This is a genomic window from Treponema sp. JC4 (assembly GCF_000260795.1).
Taxonomy (GTDB): domain Bacteria; phylum Spirochaetota; class Spirochaetia; order Treponematales; family Treponemataceae; genus Treponema_D.
In genome coordinates this window covers 37822-53430 of the sequence record NZ_AJGU01000002.1, presented here as the reverse complement: position 1 = coordinate 53430, position 15609 = coordinate 37822, and the positions used below count along the sequence as shown (strand labels likewise).

Annotated in this window: 14 protein-coding genes; 9 read left to right on the top strand and 5 right to left on the bottom strand. The window is 44.6% G+C overall.

The genetic code is table 11. The features are described from left to right. Positions 1-60: 60 nt before the first annotated feature. Positions 61-741, bottom strand: coding sequence for a lysoplasmalogenase family protein (locus MSI_RS01505; protein ID WP_009102944.1), 681 nt, complete (start codon positions 739-741; stop codon positions 61-63). 84 nt (positions 742-825) lie between these two features. Further along, on the bottom strand, positions 826-1413 hold the full coding sequence (locus MSI_RS01500; protein ID WP_009102943.1) for an O-methyltransferase: 588 nt from the start codon (positions 1411-1413) through the stop codon (positions 826-828). A gap of 160 nt (positions 1414-1573) precedes the next feature. On the opposite strand from MSI_RS01500, the gene fabF reads away from it, so the two are divergent. The 8 genes from fabF (at position 1574) to MSI_RS01460 (ending at position 10268) form a co-directional block, all read left to right on the top strand. After that, positions 1574-2833 (top strand): beta-ketoacyl-ACP synthase II, encoded by a 1260-nt coding sequence (fabF, locus tag MSI_RS01495; protein WP_009102941.1) that lies wholly within the window; start codon positions 1574-1576, stop codon positions 2831-2833. Positions 2834-2966: 133 nt separating this feature from the next. Beyond that, entirely contained in the window at positions 2967-4220 is a 1254-nt protein-coding gene (gene fabV, locus MSI_RS01490; protein WP_009102938.1) for an enoyl-ACP reductase FabV, read from the top strand. Positions 4221-4461: 241 nt separating this feature from the next. Continuing rightward, positions 4462-5385 carry an aspartate carbamoyltransferase gene (pyrB, locus tag MSI_RS01485; RefSeq protein ID WP_009102935.1) on the top strand — a complete coding sequence of 308 codons (924 nt, stop codon included), beginning with the start codon at positions 4462-4464 and terminating at the stop codon, positions 5383-5385. Between the two features lie 91 nt (positions 5386-5476). After that, on the top strand, positions 5477-5911 hold the full coding sequence (locus tag MSI_RS01480; RefSeq protein ID WP_009102932.1) for an aspartate carbamoyltransferase regulatory subunit: 435 nt from the start codon (positions 5477-5479) through the stop codon (positions 5909-5911). 201 nt (positions 5912-6112) lie between these two features. Beyond that, positions 6113-7507, top strand: coding sequence for a dihydroorotase (locus MSI_RS01475; RefSeq protein ID WP_009102930.1), 1395 nt, complete (start codon positions 6113-6115; stop codon positions 7505-7507). 80 nt (positions 7508-7587) lie between these two features. Further along, positions 7588-9021 carry an HD-GYP domain-containing protein gene (locus MSI_RS14860; protein WP_009102928.1) on the top strand — a complete coding sequence of 478 codons (1434 nt, stop codon included), beginning with the start codon at positions 7588-7590 and terminating at the stop codon, positions 9019-9021. Between the two features lie 9 nt (positions 9022-9030). After that, positions 9031-9408, top strand: a complete 378-nt coding sequence (locus MSI_RS01465) for a hypothetical protein (RefSeq protein WP_009102925.1) — start codon at positions 9031-9033, stop codon at positions 9406-9408. Next, the gene (locus MSI_RS01460; protein ID WP_009102924.1) at positions 9408-10268 is read left to right on the top strand and encodes a DUF5718 family protein; all 861 of its coding nucleotides are present in this window, start codon (positions 9408-9410) and stop codon (positions 10266-10268) included. The genes MSI_RS01465 and MSI_RS01460 overlap by 1 nt, the downstream gene beginning before the upstream one ends. Positions 10269-10486: 218 nt before the next feature. Here MSI_RS01460 and MSI_RS01455 read toward each other — a convergent pair whose 3' ends face one another. Further along, positions 10487-11476 (bottom strand): aldo/keto reductase, encoded by a 990-nt coding sequence (locus MSI_RS01455; RefSeq protein ID WP_009102923.1) that lies wholly within the window; start codon positions 11474-11476, stop codon positions 10487-10489. A gap of 165 nt (positions 11477-11641) precedes the next feature. Between MSI_RS01455 and MSI_RS01450 the strand changes: the two genes are divergently transcribed. Beyond that, positions 11642-13027, top strand: a complete 1386-nt coding sequence (locus MSI_RS01450; RefSeq protein ID WP_009102922.1) for a TrpB-like pyridoxal phosphate-dependent enzyme — start codon at positions 11642-11644, stop codon at positions 13025-13027. A gap of 129 nt (positions 13028-13156) precedes the next feature. On the opposite strand, the gene araD is transcribed toward MSI_RS01450, so the two are convergent. Both araD and araA read right to left on the bottom strand, forming a co-directional pair. Continuing rightward, complete coding sequence (gene araD, locus MSI_RS01445; protein ID WP_009102921.1) at positions 13157-13882, bottom strand: L-ribulose-5-phosphate 4-epimerase AraD; 726 nt, start codon at positions 13880-13882, stop codon at positions 13157-13159. 3 nt (positions 13883-13885) lie between these two features. Continuing rightward, positions 13886-15394 (bottom strand): L-arabinose isomerase, encoded by a 1509-nt coding sequence (araA, locus tag MSI_RS01440; protein WP_009102920.1) that lies wholly within the window; start codon positions 15392-15394, stop codon positions 13886-13888. Positions 15395-15609 lie beyond the last annotated feature (215 nt).

Below are 15609 nucleotides of genomic sequence, written 5' to 3'. Positions count from 1 at the left end.
TTGCGGCGAGCGAAAAGCTGGCGGAGCAAACCACGGTTCCATGCGGAAGTATTTTTTCATTTACTCTTCAATAAAATCTTCGCTTAAGCTGTGTGCCAGCATAAACTGTGCCGCGTAGTAGAGCACGTGACAAACATTATTTACAACCTGATCAGCCGCAAAAGGCAGGTCGCAGATATCTCCAAGGGTAAACTGAAGCACGAAGTCTGACGCAAGGAAGATAAGGCTGGCAGCAGGAACGATTCGAGCGCGCTTATTTGGAAGAAGAATTGCATCAAGAGATTTAATGGCAGCGCCGGCAAGGAAGAAGGTGTAAATTGCAATCGGCAGGAAGAGAGTTTTCAGATTAAAGAAAGGTGAAAGCTGGTCGCCTGCAAGAAATACAATGGACATTACGACTGTAAGGGCAAAATTCTTAAAAGAAAAAGGCTTGAATTCCTGATAGGCAAGGATGTAGAAAATCTGCATTACAAGGAAAACTGAAATTCCTGCAGGAATGTGCAGGTTGATTGCAATGTCTGCGATTACGGCTAGCGAAAGTCCGCAGAGCATTTTGATTCCGTAGCGGGTAAAGGCAATGCTTTTGTCCTGATTCTTGAAAAAGCAGTAAAAGGCGTAAAATACAAAGAATTCGCTGGTAATACCTTTCGCAATTACTTCTGGAACCGGCAGACCCAGAAAATAAAATACGCGGAAAGCCAGAAATGAAATTATACTTCCGATAAGAATTAAAATAGCCAAAGGGTACCTCCTGTGTATTGCAGAAACTTGAACCACCGGTTCAAGTCAGGCGAAGGTACAATGCATTGCAAATTTAAACGTCAGTTACGACCGTCGCCGTGATACAGAAATTCTATCACCTAAATCGTAAAAAGTGGTAGTAAATTCTTTGTTTTCGCGCAAGAATTTTATGAATTTGCGGATTTTCCTCATCATCTTGATTGTGCTGTAGTTGTGGGTCAGACTCAGGTCTTCTACCATGCCGTGGAAGGAAAGATTGTCTGTGATGATAACCCCGCCTGGCGCCAGCCATTCCTTAAAGCGTTCAAAGTGGCTGATGTACTGGGCTTTTGGGCCGTCAATAAAAATCAGGTCGTAGACTTCGCCTTGCGGGGCAGTCCAGCTACCGGCATCTCCAAGGTAGCAGGTGATGCGGTCGGAAAGTCCGTTGTCTGCAATGTTTTTTACCGCTGCCTGATAGCGTTCCAGATCCATTTCTATGGTAGAAACAAAAACTTCTTCGCCGGCGCGTGCAAAATTTATAGAAGAAAAGCCGATTGCCGTGCCGATTTCCAGCACTCTTTTTACATTGTGTTCTTTTATATAGTCGCAGATAAAGCTGATTCCTTCGTCCTTCATGATGGGAACGGAGTGCATGTCTGCAAAGTCTTTGATGTCATTGATTTGCTGCATAGAAGTATTTTAGTGAGTTTATAAAGGTTGTGCTATTGTTTGGAGTATTATCATTATGACAAAGTTGCAATTTTTGTCGAAATGATATATTCTATGAAAGTATTATAAAAATAGTTCGAGTGTGATAAAATTATTTAATTGATTTTTTTAGGAGTGAATAATGACTCGAAGACGGGTAGTAGTAACAGGAATTGGTTGTGTTTCTTCCTGCGGAAATAATGTTTCGGACACCTGGAATAAAGTAAAAAAGGGCGAGAGCGGAATCGATAAAATTACGCTTTTTGATGCTTCTAATCATCTTGTGCAGATTGCCGGTGAGGTAAAAGATTTTTCTCTGGAAAATTACGGTGTAGATAAAAAGCTGGCTCGAAAAATGTCACGCTTTTCTAAATTCCTGCTTGGTGCCAGCATTGAAGCTGGAAATCAGGCTGGTTACAATGCAGAAACTTTGAATGGCGTAAAATCGGGAATTGTTACCGGTATTGGAATCGGACTTTCTGATGATTTGGAAAACGCCTATAAAAAATATTACGACCCTGCTGCCGGAATTACACGCATTCCGCCGCTTACAGCTCCTCTTGTTTTGAATAACGAAGCTGCGGCTCAGGTTGCAATGCACTTTCAGATTCACGGGCCTTCTTATACTGTTTCTACAGCCTGTGCTTCCGGAACAGATGCTCTTGGTGTTGGTCTTGATTTGATTCGTGCCGGCCGCCTTGATGTATGTTTTGCCGGTGGTGCTGATGCAAACATTACAGGCTTTAATATCGGCTGTTACCAGGCTCTTTCTGCTTTGACTACAAAATTCAATGATAATCCTAAGGCTGCAAGCCGTCCTTTTGATAAAGACAGAAGCGGCTTTGTTATGGCCGAAGGGGCTGCTGTTTTAGTTCTGGAAGAATATGAGCACGCTAAGGCCCGTGGTGCTAAGATTTTGTGCGAGCTTGCGGGCTATGGTTCTTCAAGCGACGCCTACCACATTACAGCGCCTTGTCCTGATGGAGCGGGCGGTGTTGCCGCTATGAAGGCTGCTTTTGAAGATGCCGGAATGAAGCCGGAAGAAGTTCAGTATTACAACGCACACGGAACATCTACCAGCGCAAATGATACTGCAGAAACTGCTATGATTAAGAATGTCTTCGGTGACTATGCAAAGAAGCTGCACGTTTCTTCTACTAAGAGTGAAACCGGCCATATGGTAGGTGGAGCAGGTGCTATCGAAGCAATTTTCTGTATTAAAGCTATGGAAGAAAACTTTATTCCGCCGACAGCAAATCTTGATGAGCCTGACTTAGAGCATGGATGTGACTTGGATTATACACCAAAGACCGGCGTTGCATGTGAAGTAAAGGCTGCTGCAAGCTGTTCGCTGGGATTTGGCGGTCACAATGGATGCGTCATTTTGCGTAAATGCAACTAATATAATAAAAATGCGTGAGGGATTGTAGTGGCAGCGAAGCTGTACCGCTCGCGGTATGGAGCGATAGCGGAACCACGAAAAGCCCGGCCCGAGCGAAGCGAGGGACACGCCCAAAGAAATAGGAGAATACGATATGGTAATCAAACCGATGGTTCGTTCGAACATGTGTCTTAACGCTCACCCGATTGGATGTGCAAAGGAAGTTGAAAATCAGATTGAGTTTGTAAAGGCTCAGAAAGCAAAACGTGGAACAAAATCTTTGAAAGAGGGCGGAAACGGTCCTAAATTTGTTCTTGTTTTGGGATGTTCTACAGGATACGGACTTGCAAGCCGCATTTCGGCAGCCTTTGAATATGGCGCTGACACAATCGGTGTTTCTTTTGAAAAGGCCGGAACTGAAACTAAAGGCGGAACACCGGGCTGGTACAACAATCTGGCATTTGACCGCGCTGCTAAGGCTGAGGGACTTTTTACAGAAACTTTCAGCGCAGACGCTTTCAGCCACGAAACACGCATAATGATTATTGAAGAGGCAAAAAAAGCCGGCAAGAAATTTGACCTGGTTGTTTACTCTCTTGCTTCTCCTGTTCGCTCTGACCCAGATAAGATTGATCCTAACAGCGAAACTGGCGCTCACGTGCTTTATAAATCTGTAATCAAACCAATCGGAAAAACATACGCAGGAAACGGTATCGACATTTTGACTAACACTCTCAAGCAGTCTGCTGCTGAGCCTGCTAACGAAGAAGAAATTGCAAACACTGTAAAGGTAATGGGCGGTGAAGACTGGCAGCTCTGGATTGACCAGCTTTCTGCTGCAGGTGTGCTTGCCCAAGGCTGCCGCACTGTTGCTTACTCTTACATTGGACCTGAATTGAGCCACGCAATTTACCGCGATGGAACTATTGGTCAGGCTAAAAAGCACCTTGAAGCTACTGCCCACACTTTGAATGAAAAGCTTGCTAAGGAACTTGGCGGTGCTGCTTACGTTTCTGTAAACAAGGGCCTTGTAACTCGTTCTTCTGCTGTTATCCCTATTATTTCTCTTTATCTTTCAATCCTCTTCAAGGTTATGAAGGCTAAGGGAACTCACGAAGGCTGTATCGAGCAGATGGAACGCCTTTTTGCTGAGCGCCTTTACACTGGCGAAAACTCTTCTGCTGGCAAGGTTCCTGTTGATGAAGAAAACCGCATCCGCGTTGATGACCTTGAAATGCAGCCGGATGTTCAGGCCGAAGTTGACAAGTTGATGGCAAAAGTAAACAACGACAATATTACTGAAATCTGCGACCTCGACGGCTACAAGCATGACTTCTACGCAACAAACGGCTTCGATGTTGCAGGCGTTGATTACACTGCTGATGTAGCAAGAATGGATCAGATATAATATGTAGGAAAAGAATGCCTAGCATAGGTTCGTAAGTTGCGAAGCTTTTTGCGCGATGCGGGGCACTCAACGCGTAGGGTGCATACAGAGCAAGCGCAGCTTGCGGCGAGCGCAAAGCTGGCGGAGCAAATTACGGTTCTATGCGAGAGCATTTTTGCTAACATTTGTAAAACTGCATTCATTCAGGTTGTTACAAGTCCGTAAAAATATTATACTTATAAAAATTCTTACGGAGTAAAAAATGCTAACTGGTCGTCATTTAATACAGCCTGATGATTTAACTGTATCAGAAATTGATGAAATTTGTTCTTTGGCAGAGCAGATTATTGTTGATCCTAAATCATTTCAAGATGTGTGTCGCGGGAAAATTCTTGCGACACTTTTTTTTGAGCCTAGCACTAGAACAAGGCTTTCTTTTGAGGCTGCAATGCTGCGCCTGGGCGGTTCGGTAGAAGGTTTCTCTGATGCCGACAACACTTCCAGCGTAAAAGGCGAAACTCTTGCCGATACAATTCGCGTAGTTTCTTCTTATGTAGACGTAATTGCAATGCGCTCACCAAAAGAAGGTGCGGCCCTCCTTGCAAGTAAATATTCCCCGGTCCCAATCATCAATGCAGGTGACGGCGGCCACTATCATCCTACCCAGACCCTTACCGACCTGGTAACAATCCGTCAGCTTACCGGTGGCCTCGAAAATCATACAATCGGCTTCTGCGGCGACCTTAAGTTTGGCCGCACCGTTCATTCCCTTGCCGAGGCTATGCGTCACTACAAGGGTAATAAGTTCATCTTTATAAGCCCTAAGGAGCTTACAGTTCCTGACTATCTGATTAAAAATATTCTTGAACCTGCCGGCGTAAAATACGAAATTACAGAAAGCCTTGATGCTGTAATTGATCAGCTTGATATTCTTTACATGACCCGCGTTCAGAAAGAGCGCTTCTTCAACGAGCAGGATTATATCCGCCTTAAGGACAGCTACATTCTTGACACAGAGCGCATGAAGCTTGCCCGCAAGAATATGATTGTTCTGCACCCGCTTCCACGTGTAAACGAAATTACACCTGAGGTTGATGATGATCCGCGTGCGGCTTACTTCAAACAGGTAAAATACGGAATGTATGCGCGAATGGCGCTTATCGCAAAACTTACGGGTGCATTGTAAGGAGGGGAAAGCCTTCCCCTGCGCTCGCACTGCGTTGCTCGCTACCCCTTCTGCGGGGACACCCCGCAACGCCCCGATTTAGGAGATTTTTATGCTTAATGTAAACACAATTAAACACGGACTTGTAATAGATCACATTCGCGCCGGCGCCGGCTGGCAGATTTTCCAGTGGCTGGGCTTAGACAAGGCGCCTTTCACTTCCTGCCTGATTCAGAACGTGCCTTCAGAAAAATCCGGCAAAAAGGACATAATCAAAATTGATAACATCATCAATATTGATTATTCCGTTCTGGGCTTTATCGACCCTAACATCTGCGTAAACGTAATCGAAGACGAAAAAATCGTCCGCAAAATAAATATGGAGCTGCCGGCCCGCGTTCAGGGAGTTTTCACCTGCAAGAACCCGCGCTGCATAACCCAGACCGAGCACTACGTAAAGCCAACATTAATCCTGACCGACCGCGCCAAAGGCCTTTACAAGTGCGAATACTGTGATACACTTTACCTGGCCGGCGAAAAGAAGTAGGCATAAAAAGGCATTTATAAAACGGTAGAAAAAAAATGCGGAGCAGGGGGTCGTACTTTGCGACGCATTGAAGGCGATAATGGCGATACAACGCGTAATTTGCCTACAGAGCAAGCGAAGCTTGCGCCGAGCCTTCTCGGCAGAGCAAAGTATGATTCCCTGCGGAAACATTTTTGCTTATATTTTGTAAGAGGAGTTTTTATGTCAAACCTTTTAATCTACAACGCACGCCTTGTCGATGAAAACACCGACGCTTACGGTGCCCTTCTTGTTTCAAACGGAAAAATCCTTTCCGTCTGCAAAAGCGATTTCTGCACCGAAGCCAGCGCCGTAAAGCTTGCCGACGGAATTTTTTCAGATTCCGCTGACCCTGTAGAACTCTTTGACGCAAAAGGCCTCGTCCTTACTCCCGCTTTTATCGACCTTCATGTTCATCTGCGCTATCCAGGACAGACTCAAAAAGAAGATTTGAATTCCGGTCTCCACGCTACTGCAGCCGGTGGCTTTGGTACAGTCGTTGCAATGCCAAATACAAATCCTGTGGTTTCAGACGCAGAACTTGCCCTTAAAATAGAAAAAGAAGCAGAAGAAATCGGGCTTACAAAAGTTTTCCAGACCGTAAGCCTTACAAAAAACTTTGAAGGAAAAGATGTCTCTCACTTAAAAGAAATTGATGCCAAAAGAATTCCTGTAATCACAGAAGACGGCCACGATGTCCTTTCGTCATCTGTTATGCTTGATGCAATGAAACTTGCCGCAGAAAAAGGTGCTGTAGTAAGCTGTCACAGCGAAGACCCAGAACTTGCCCTTAAAGCAAAGCCTTATCGTGCGGCTGCCCTGGAAATCATGAAGATCTACGGACTTTCTGCCTGGGGGCACTTTGTAGAAAGCGAAAAGGAAATCTCTCCTGAAACCTTTACAGAAATTGATTCAAATCTTACTGCCGCAAACAGCCTGCTTGCCATAGCAGAAGATTCTGCAACCTACCGTAATATCCTGCTTGCAAAAGAAGCCGGCTGTCATGTTCATATTGCCCACTGCAGTACAAAAAATTCTATAGAAATTGTACGTGCTGCAAAAAAAGAAGGCATTAATGTAACCTGTGAAGTAACGCCTCATCATCTTGCCCTTACCGGAGATACAGAGCCTATGATTCGGGCCCTGGTAAATCCTCCTCTCCGTCATGAAGAAGACCGGCTTGCCCTGATTGAAGCCCTGCGGGACGGAACTGCAGATGTAATTTCAACAGATCATGCTCCTCATACTGCGGATGATAAAGCTGCTGGAGCACCAGGATTTACCGGAGCAGAAACTGCCTTTGCAGTCTGTAATACCGTGCTTGTAAAAGAGCAGGGCTTTACTCCTCAAAAACTTTCCCAGCTTATGTCTGCAAATCCTGCAAGAATACTGGGGCTTAAAAAAGGCCTTCTGGAACCCGGTTACGATGCCGACTTTGCCCTTTTAGATCCTGAAAAACGCTGGAAAGTCCGCTCTGCCGATTTTAAGAGCAAGGGAAAAGCAAGTCCTTTTGAAGGCGAAGAACTCATTGGAAAGGTTCAGGGACTTATCCTTGACGGAAAGATGATAAGTCTTTGATTTGGGACAGGATAGAAATTCTTCGCATTAAATGCTTTTTTGTGTTATAATTGATTTATTAAAAAAGTAGGTTTTATAACATGAAGAAAAAAAGATTTTCAACTATAACAAAGAAGATAATCTTATATATCGTCCTTGCAGACATAATCCTTTGCTCCATTGTCTTTGCTACAAGTTATCTTTCTTTTAACCGCCAGTTCAGGGAACAGTATGATTCCAGTATCAGGGAAATCTGTGCTGCAGCCCGCGAATTTTTGAATCCAGATGATTTTGCAAATTACCGTCTTACCCGTGAAAAAGACCAGACATATGAAAATGTAAATAATATGCTTCAGAATATGGTTGACCGTTTTGAACTTAATATGATTTACGTTTCTGCGGTTGACGCTCCGGATTACACACACATTTTCTATTTTTATGATCCTACTGGAAAGAATTTTAAATATAAGCCTTATCCTCTTGGTCATGAAGAGGACTACAGACAGAAAGATTACAATGCTTCTACAAAACTGGTATTTGAAGAAGGTGCAACAATTGTCCGTCATACTTTTAAAACAAGAAGCGGTTCTCATATTACGGCCCAGCTTCCGGTTTATGATTCTCAAGGGAATATTGTTGCGGTAATCGGGGCACAGAAAAGTATTCAGCAGTTTGTAAATGCAAGACGGGCTTTTGTTCGTTTTGTAATCCTTACTGCCTTGATTTTTGCAGCCGGCTTTGTAATTCTCTTTACCGGTTATTTTGATATCCGCTTTATTAAGCCGATTTTATTAATCACAAATGAAACAAACCGTTTTGCCACTTACAACGGCCAGCCTAGCGAAAAACTGCTTTCTGTAAAAAACCGTGATGAGCTTGGAACTCTTGCTAATTCGGTTTACCAGATGGAAGCGGCTATTTCCAACAGTATTGATGTTCTTACCAGAATTACAACAGAAACCGCAGAGGCTCTTGCCAGTGCAATTGATGCTAAGGATAAATACACTCACGGTCATTCAACCCGAGTTGCCGAATATTCTAAGAAGATTGCCAGAATGGCAGGTAAAAATGAAACTGAATGCCGCGATATTTTCCTTGCGGCTCTTTTGCATGATGTAGGAAAAATCGGTGTTCCGAATAATATTATCAATAAGCAGGGAAAACTTACGGATAAGGAATATGAAGTTATTAAAACTCACCCTGTAATTGGACGTCAGATTCTTGCAAATATTACTCAGACGCCGCATATTTCGGATGGTGCTTTCTATCATCATGAGCATTATGATGGAACCGGTTATCCAAAAGGCCTTGCCGGAAAGGAAATTCCTGATATCGGAAGAATTATTGCTGTTGCCGATGCCTACGATGCTATGACAAGTAAGCGAAGCTATCGAGATCCTCTTCCTCAGAATGTGGTTCGCGCAGAAATTGAAAAAGGGCTTGGAAGTCAGTTTGATCCTGAATATGGAAAAATCATGCTGCGGCTGATCGACGAAGATAAAGACTATAAAATGTGCGAAAAGCCAGAAATTTAAGGTGGGAAAATGGAAAACTTTATTGCAACGGCAGAGCCGGATATCAAACTTTCCGGGGCAGAAAAAACTGCAATTCTTCTGGGCGAACTTGGAATGGCAATCAGCGATGATTTGCTGGAGAGAGTTGGTCTTTCCGAACGTGAAAAAAAAGCAATAAACAAGGCTTTCAAAAAACTTGGAAAATATAATCCTCAGAGCCGTTTTGAAGCACGCCGCGAAGTTCAGGTTCTTCAGGAAGTTATGGATTACGGCGCTTACAAGGGAATTTTGCCGCCTCCTAAACCGGACTTTTACCAGCAGAAGCAGCAGGAAGTTCTTGGCATGATGAAGCAGAATCCTGATGCAGTTGCAAACCTTCTTAAAGCCTGGCTTGGAGATGATGACTAATGACTTACGATTTGCATAATATTCCCACTTTTGGTGTTGCAGGAAATTTTACAGGCCACCTTGAACAGGCTGGCGAAGCCAAAGATTTTGAAAACGTTCGCACCGCCGAAGCCAATGCGCCTAAGGCTCTTTTCCCGACATACATTCCGCTGGCTCCCGGCATGACCATTGATGACCAGTCGGTGCCAATGTTTCTGCACGACTTTCCCTTTGATGATGAAAAAATTATTTTTCCGGCCGGTGAGCAGAAGCTTCAGATTGAGCCGGAGTGCGCTTTAATTTGTGATGTAAAATGGAAGGCTGGCCGTGTAGTAGGTCTTACTCCTATTGCATTCGGTGCCTCAAACGACTGTTCTATCCGCAAGGAAGGCGCTAAAAAAATCAGTTTGAAAAAAAACTGGGGCAGGGCGTCTAAGGGATTTTCTTCCCACACAATTGAAATCGACCGATTTGATAAAGAAGGTATTTTAAACCGCTACCGCATTGCAAGCTTTCTTGTGCGCGAGGGAGAGGCCTTTGCCTATGGAGAGGACAGCGCAGTCCGCGATTACAGCTACATTTACAATAAGCTGACCACCTGGATAATTGACCGTCTGAACCAGCAGAAGGACGAAGGCCCTGCTGAAAACGTAAACGCCTATCTTACAAAATGTACCTTCCCGGAGCGCATCCTGGTTTCCATTGGTGCTACCCGTTACACTGATTACGGCGAGCATAACTTTTTGCAGAACGGCGACAAGGCCGTGGTGGTGCTGTATCCGGAGGATAAATATAGCGCGGAAGAAATTATGCAGCGTGTAAAAGAAAATAGATTGAATGAAGAGGATATAAGCTCTTTAGTGCAGCTTGTTGAAGTTTAAGCAAAATGCTTACGCATAGAACCGTAATTTGCTCCGTAGCTTTTCGCTCGCCGCAAGCTGCGCTTGCTCTGTAGGCACTTTTACGCGTTGTACTGTCTGTATCGCGAAAAAAACTACGCAAATCACGAACCTATGCTCCGCATTTTTCTTCCTAGTTCAAACTCTGCCTTCCGCAGATTATTTCAATCTGTGCCAACTTTTCCGCGGCGCATTTTTATCTACCTTCCGCAAATCTTTTCAATCTGTGCAAGTTCGCCTGCAGAAAAGTCAGTTTTTCCCACAATCTTAATGTTGTCCAGAATCTGTTCAGGGCGGCTGGCACCAATAAGAACGCTTGTGACCTTACCGTCGCGCAAAACCCAGCTGAGTGCCATCTGGGCAAGGCTCTGTCCGCGGCTGGCAGCAATTTCATTCAGCGCTTTGATCTGTTCAATTCGCGCTGCAACATCAGATTCATGCAGGAAGCGGCCGTCGCGTTTTACACGGCTGTCTTCCGGGATTCCGTTCAGATATTTGTCTGTCAAAAGTCCCTGGGCAAGAGGAGAGAAGGCTATAATTCCATAGCCCTGCTCGGCGCAGAAATCCTTAAAGCCGTTATCTTCAATTGTTCTGTTGAAAATTGAATAGCTGTTCTGGTTAATCACAAAAGGTGTGTGAAGTTCCTTCAAAAGTGGAAGTGCCTTTTTAAGCTGGTCAGTGCTGTAATTAGAAAGTCCAACGTAAAGAGCTTTTCCGCTTCTTACAATCTGGTCGAGAGCGCAGACAGTTTCTTCAATCGGAGTATCATCATCCGGGCGGTGATGATAGAAAATATCAACGTATTCAAGATTCATGCGCTTAAGGCTCTGGTCCAGGCTTGAAATCAGATATTTGCGGGAACCCCATTCGCCGTAAGGACCTTCCCACATGTAATAGCCGGCCTTAGTAGAAATGATCAGCTGGTCGCGGTAAGCCTTCATTTCCTGATTGATGATTTTTCCCGCATTTTCTTCTGCTGAGCCAGCCTCAGGACCGTAGTTGTTTGCTAAGTCAAAGTGAGTGATTCCATTATCAAAGGCAGTAAAACACATAGCCTTCATATTGTCGTAAACGTCTTTGCTTCCAAAATTGTGCCAGAAGCCCAAAGAAACAAGCGGCAGCTTAAGTCCGCTTTTTCCGCAGTGTACATACTGCATAGTTTCATAACGATTGTCGTCTGCTTTGTACATAGTTTTTTCTCCTGTGTAAGGCGGGGCAGTCCGCCTCGCTGATTTATTCTAACATGGCTGTTCTAAAAACGCCTAAAACAATTTTTTATTCTTGCCTTGACTCAAAGTTTGTGTTACTATGAATAAGAACAAAATGTTTCTATTAATAATAACATGAGGCAAAAAATGAGTAAAGAAAAAATCCCTTACAAAATCTACCTTTCAGAAAACGAACTTCCAACCAGCTGGTATAACGTTCGTGCTGATATGAAAAATAAACCGGCACCACTTTTGAATCCGGGTACACACAAACCTATGGCTTTTGAAGAACTTCGTCCTGTATTCTGTGATGAACTTATTAAACAGGAACTGGATGATAATACCGCTTATATTGAAATTCCTGAAGAAATCCGCGAGTTTTACAAAATGTACCGCCCGGCACCTCTTGTACGCGCTTACTGTCTGGAAAAGAAGCTTGGAACTCCTGCAAAAATCTACTACAAGTTTGAAGGAAACAATACAAGCGGAAGTCACAAGTTGAATTCTGCAATTGCTCAGGCTTATTACGCAAAAAAACAGGGCTTAAAAGGCGTTACAACAGAAACAGGTGCTGGTCAGTGGGGAACAGCCCTTTCTATGGCATGTTCTTACTTTGGACTGGACTGCCAGGTTTACATGGTAAAGGTTTCTTACGAGCAGAAGCCATTCCGCCGCGAAGTAATCCGCACTTATGGTGCTAAGATTACTCCGTCACCAAGCGATACAACAGAAGTAGGACGCAAGATTCTTGCTGAATTCCCGGGCACCGGCGGAAGTCTTGGCTGTGCAATTTCCGAAGCCGTTGAAGCTGCAACTCATCAGGAAGGTTACCGCTATGTTTTGGGCAGCGTTTTGAATCAGGTACTGCTTCATCAGACTGTAATTGGTCTTGAAACCATGACTGCAATGGATAAATACGGCATTAAGCCTGATATGATTATCGGTTGTGCTGGCGGCGGTTCTAATCTCGGCGGTCTTATTTCTCCATTTATGGGAAGAAAACTTCGTGGTGAAGCTGACTACAAGTTTATTGCTGTTGAACCTGCCAGCTGTCCTTCCTTTACCCGCGGTAAGTTTGTTTACGACTTCTGTGATACTGGTCACGTTTGTCCTCTTGCAAAAATGTACACCCTGGGAAGTGAATTTATTCCTTCTCCTAACCACGCCGGCGGTCTCCGCTATCACGGTATGAGTTCAATTCTTTCTCAGCTTTATGATGACGGACTTATTGAAGCCCGCACAGTTGAACAGACAGAAGTTTTCAGAGCAGCTCAGGAATTTGCCCGCGTAGAAGGTATTCTCCCGGCCCCTGAATCAAGCCACGCAATCAAAGTTGCAATTGACGAAGCTTTGAAGTGCAAGGAAACCGGCGAAGAAAAGACAATCCTTTTTGGTCTTACAGGTACCGGCTACTTCGACATGTATGCTTACAAGGCTTTCAACGACGGAACTATGAGCGATTATATTCCAACCGACGAAGATCTTGCCAAAGGCTTTGCCGGAATTCCCCGCTTCCCTGGAAATGAATTCTAAGGAGGGAGGAGCCCCCGCAACGCCCCTTTAAAATAAAACTCCGCCTTCTGGTTGCATGTATTGTAAGTGAAGGCGGAGTAAAAATCTGGAGGATTGTATTTTACGGGCTAATTGCCCCTTATACCGATTTTATTTGTTGCCCTGACCGTAGTAGGCGTTAGGGCCATGCTTGCGCATGTAGTGCTTGTTGATGATGTAGTCTGGAAGTGGTTCTGCATCCGGCTTAATCATAAGGGTCTGCAAGGCCATCTTACTTACTTCTTCCATTACGGCTGCGTTGTATACGGCTTTTGCAGGAGTTTCGCCCCAGGCAAAAGGTCCGTGACCGCCGACAAGTACCATGTTTACTTCTGCAGGATTGATTTTGTGCTCGTGGAAGTATTTTACAATCAGATTTCCTGTTTCTGTTTCATAGTTGTTTTCTACCATCTCTTTTGAAAGATATGGGGTGCAAGGAATTGCCTTCTGGATATGGTCTGCGTGGGTTGTTCCAAAAAGAGGAACGTCGCGCAAAGCCTGTGCCCAGGAAGTTGCATAGGTGGAATGGGTATGAATGATTCCGCCTATTTTTGCCCCATCTTTCATTGCAAACTCGTTGTAGAGAACCAGATGTGTGTTTGTATCGCTTGAAGGGTTGAGCATTCCTTCTACACGTTTTCCTTCCAGGTCAATTACAACCATTGAATCCGGGGTAAGTTCCGGGTAAGGAACTCCAGACGGTTTGATTGCAAAAACGCCTTTTGCCCAGTCGATTGCAGATACGTTTCCCCATGTAAAAATTGCCAGATGCTGGGCGGGAATCTGCATGTTTCCTTCGTAGGCTAATTCTTTTAATTCCTGATATTCGCTTGCCATAAATTATCTCCTGTTATCCCAGTATGCTTTGTTCCATCTAAGTTCGTTGCGGAAGGCCGGGATCTTTGTTCCTTCGTCAATTACAACGCACTCAATTCCTACCATTTCTGCCCAGTCCTGAATCATTTCCTGAGTGATGATGTTAGAGAATGCTGTGTGGTGTCCGCCGCCTGCTAAAATCCATGCTTCTGCAGAAGTTTCAAGGCTAGGAAGTGGCTGCCATACCATGCGGGCAACTGGAAGCTTTGGAAGTGGAGCCTTTGGTGGTACTACGTTGATTTCATTTACTACGCAGCGGAAGCGGTTACCCATATCAACGACTGCCGAAACAAGTCCGCGTCCTTCGATTGTGTTGAATACCATGCGGGCAGGATCTTCCTTGTCGCCGATTCCAAGCGGATGAACTTCGATTTTTGGTTTTGAAACGGCGATTTCAGGGTCTACTTCCAGCATATGTGAACCCATGTTGAGTTCTTCGCCTTCAACCAGGTTGTAAGTGTAGTCTTCCATAAAGGCGTTACCTTTTGAACCAGGAAGAACCTGACCAGCTGTCATAGCCTTGAAGGTTCTTACCAGACATGAAGTTTTCCAGTCGCCTTCTGCACCAAAGCCGTAGCCGTCTGCAAGCAGGCGCTGAATTGCAAGACCTGGAAGCTGCTTCATTCCGTGTAAGTCCTGGAAGTTTGTACAGAGTGCCTTACCATTGTTGTCTTTGAGGAAGCGGCGGAGGGCAATTTCGATTTTTGCCTGTTCTTTAATTTGTTTTGTTACAAAGTCCTTGTCTGAACCGTAAACGATTTCGTATTTCTGGTTGTATTCGTCGAACAATGCGTTTACGTCAGAGTCTTTTACCTCGTTCATATAAGCTACAAGGTCACCGATTCCGTAGTAAGGAACGCTCCAGCCGAATTTAATCATTGCTTCTACTTTATCGCCGTCTGTAACTGCAACTTCGCGCATGTTGTCGCCAAAGCGGAGACAGCGCAATCCTTTTCCGTCTGCTACGGCGCGGGCAATTCTCATCCAGTCTGCAATGCGTTTCTGTGTACGTGCGTGTGACCAGTGTCCTACGATTACCTTGCGTGGAAGTTCCATGCGGCTTGTGATAAAGCCGAACTCGCGGTCGCCGTGTGCACTCTGGTTCAGGTTCATAAAGTCCATATCCATTGTGGCATATGGAATTTCTTCGTTGAACTGTGTGTTGAGCTGCAAAAGCGGCTTCTTGTATGCAGAAAGGCCAGCGATCCACATTTTTGCAGGGCTGAAGGTGTGCATCCAGCAGATGATTCCGGCACATTTGTCGTCGGCATTTGCCTGCTGCAAGGTTTCGCGGATTGCATCCGGTGTAAGAAGGGTAGGCTTCCATACAAGGTTACAAGGCAAGGCTTTGCTTGCATTTAATTTTTCTACGATTTCTTTTGAATCTTTTGCTACCTGTTTGAGAGTTTCTTCTCCATAGAGGTCCTGGCTGCCTGTGATGAACCAGAATTCATAGTTTGCTAATGCTTCCATATTTTTAATATCTCCTAAAATTATAAATCTGTGTAAATCTTCAGGGGCTCTCACAGGAAATGCTTTTTGCTCTGCCGAGAAGGCTCGACGCAAGCTTCGCTTGCTCTGTATTTTCCTTCCGCGTTGTATCGCAACTATCGCCTTCAATGCGCCGCAAAAATTATTTCCTGCTACGCCCCTGTGTTATACCTGCCAAGTTTTAGAGTCTAAAAAAT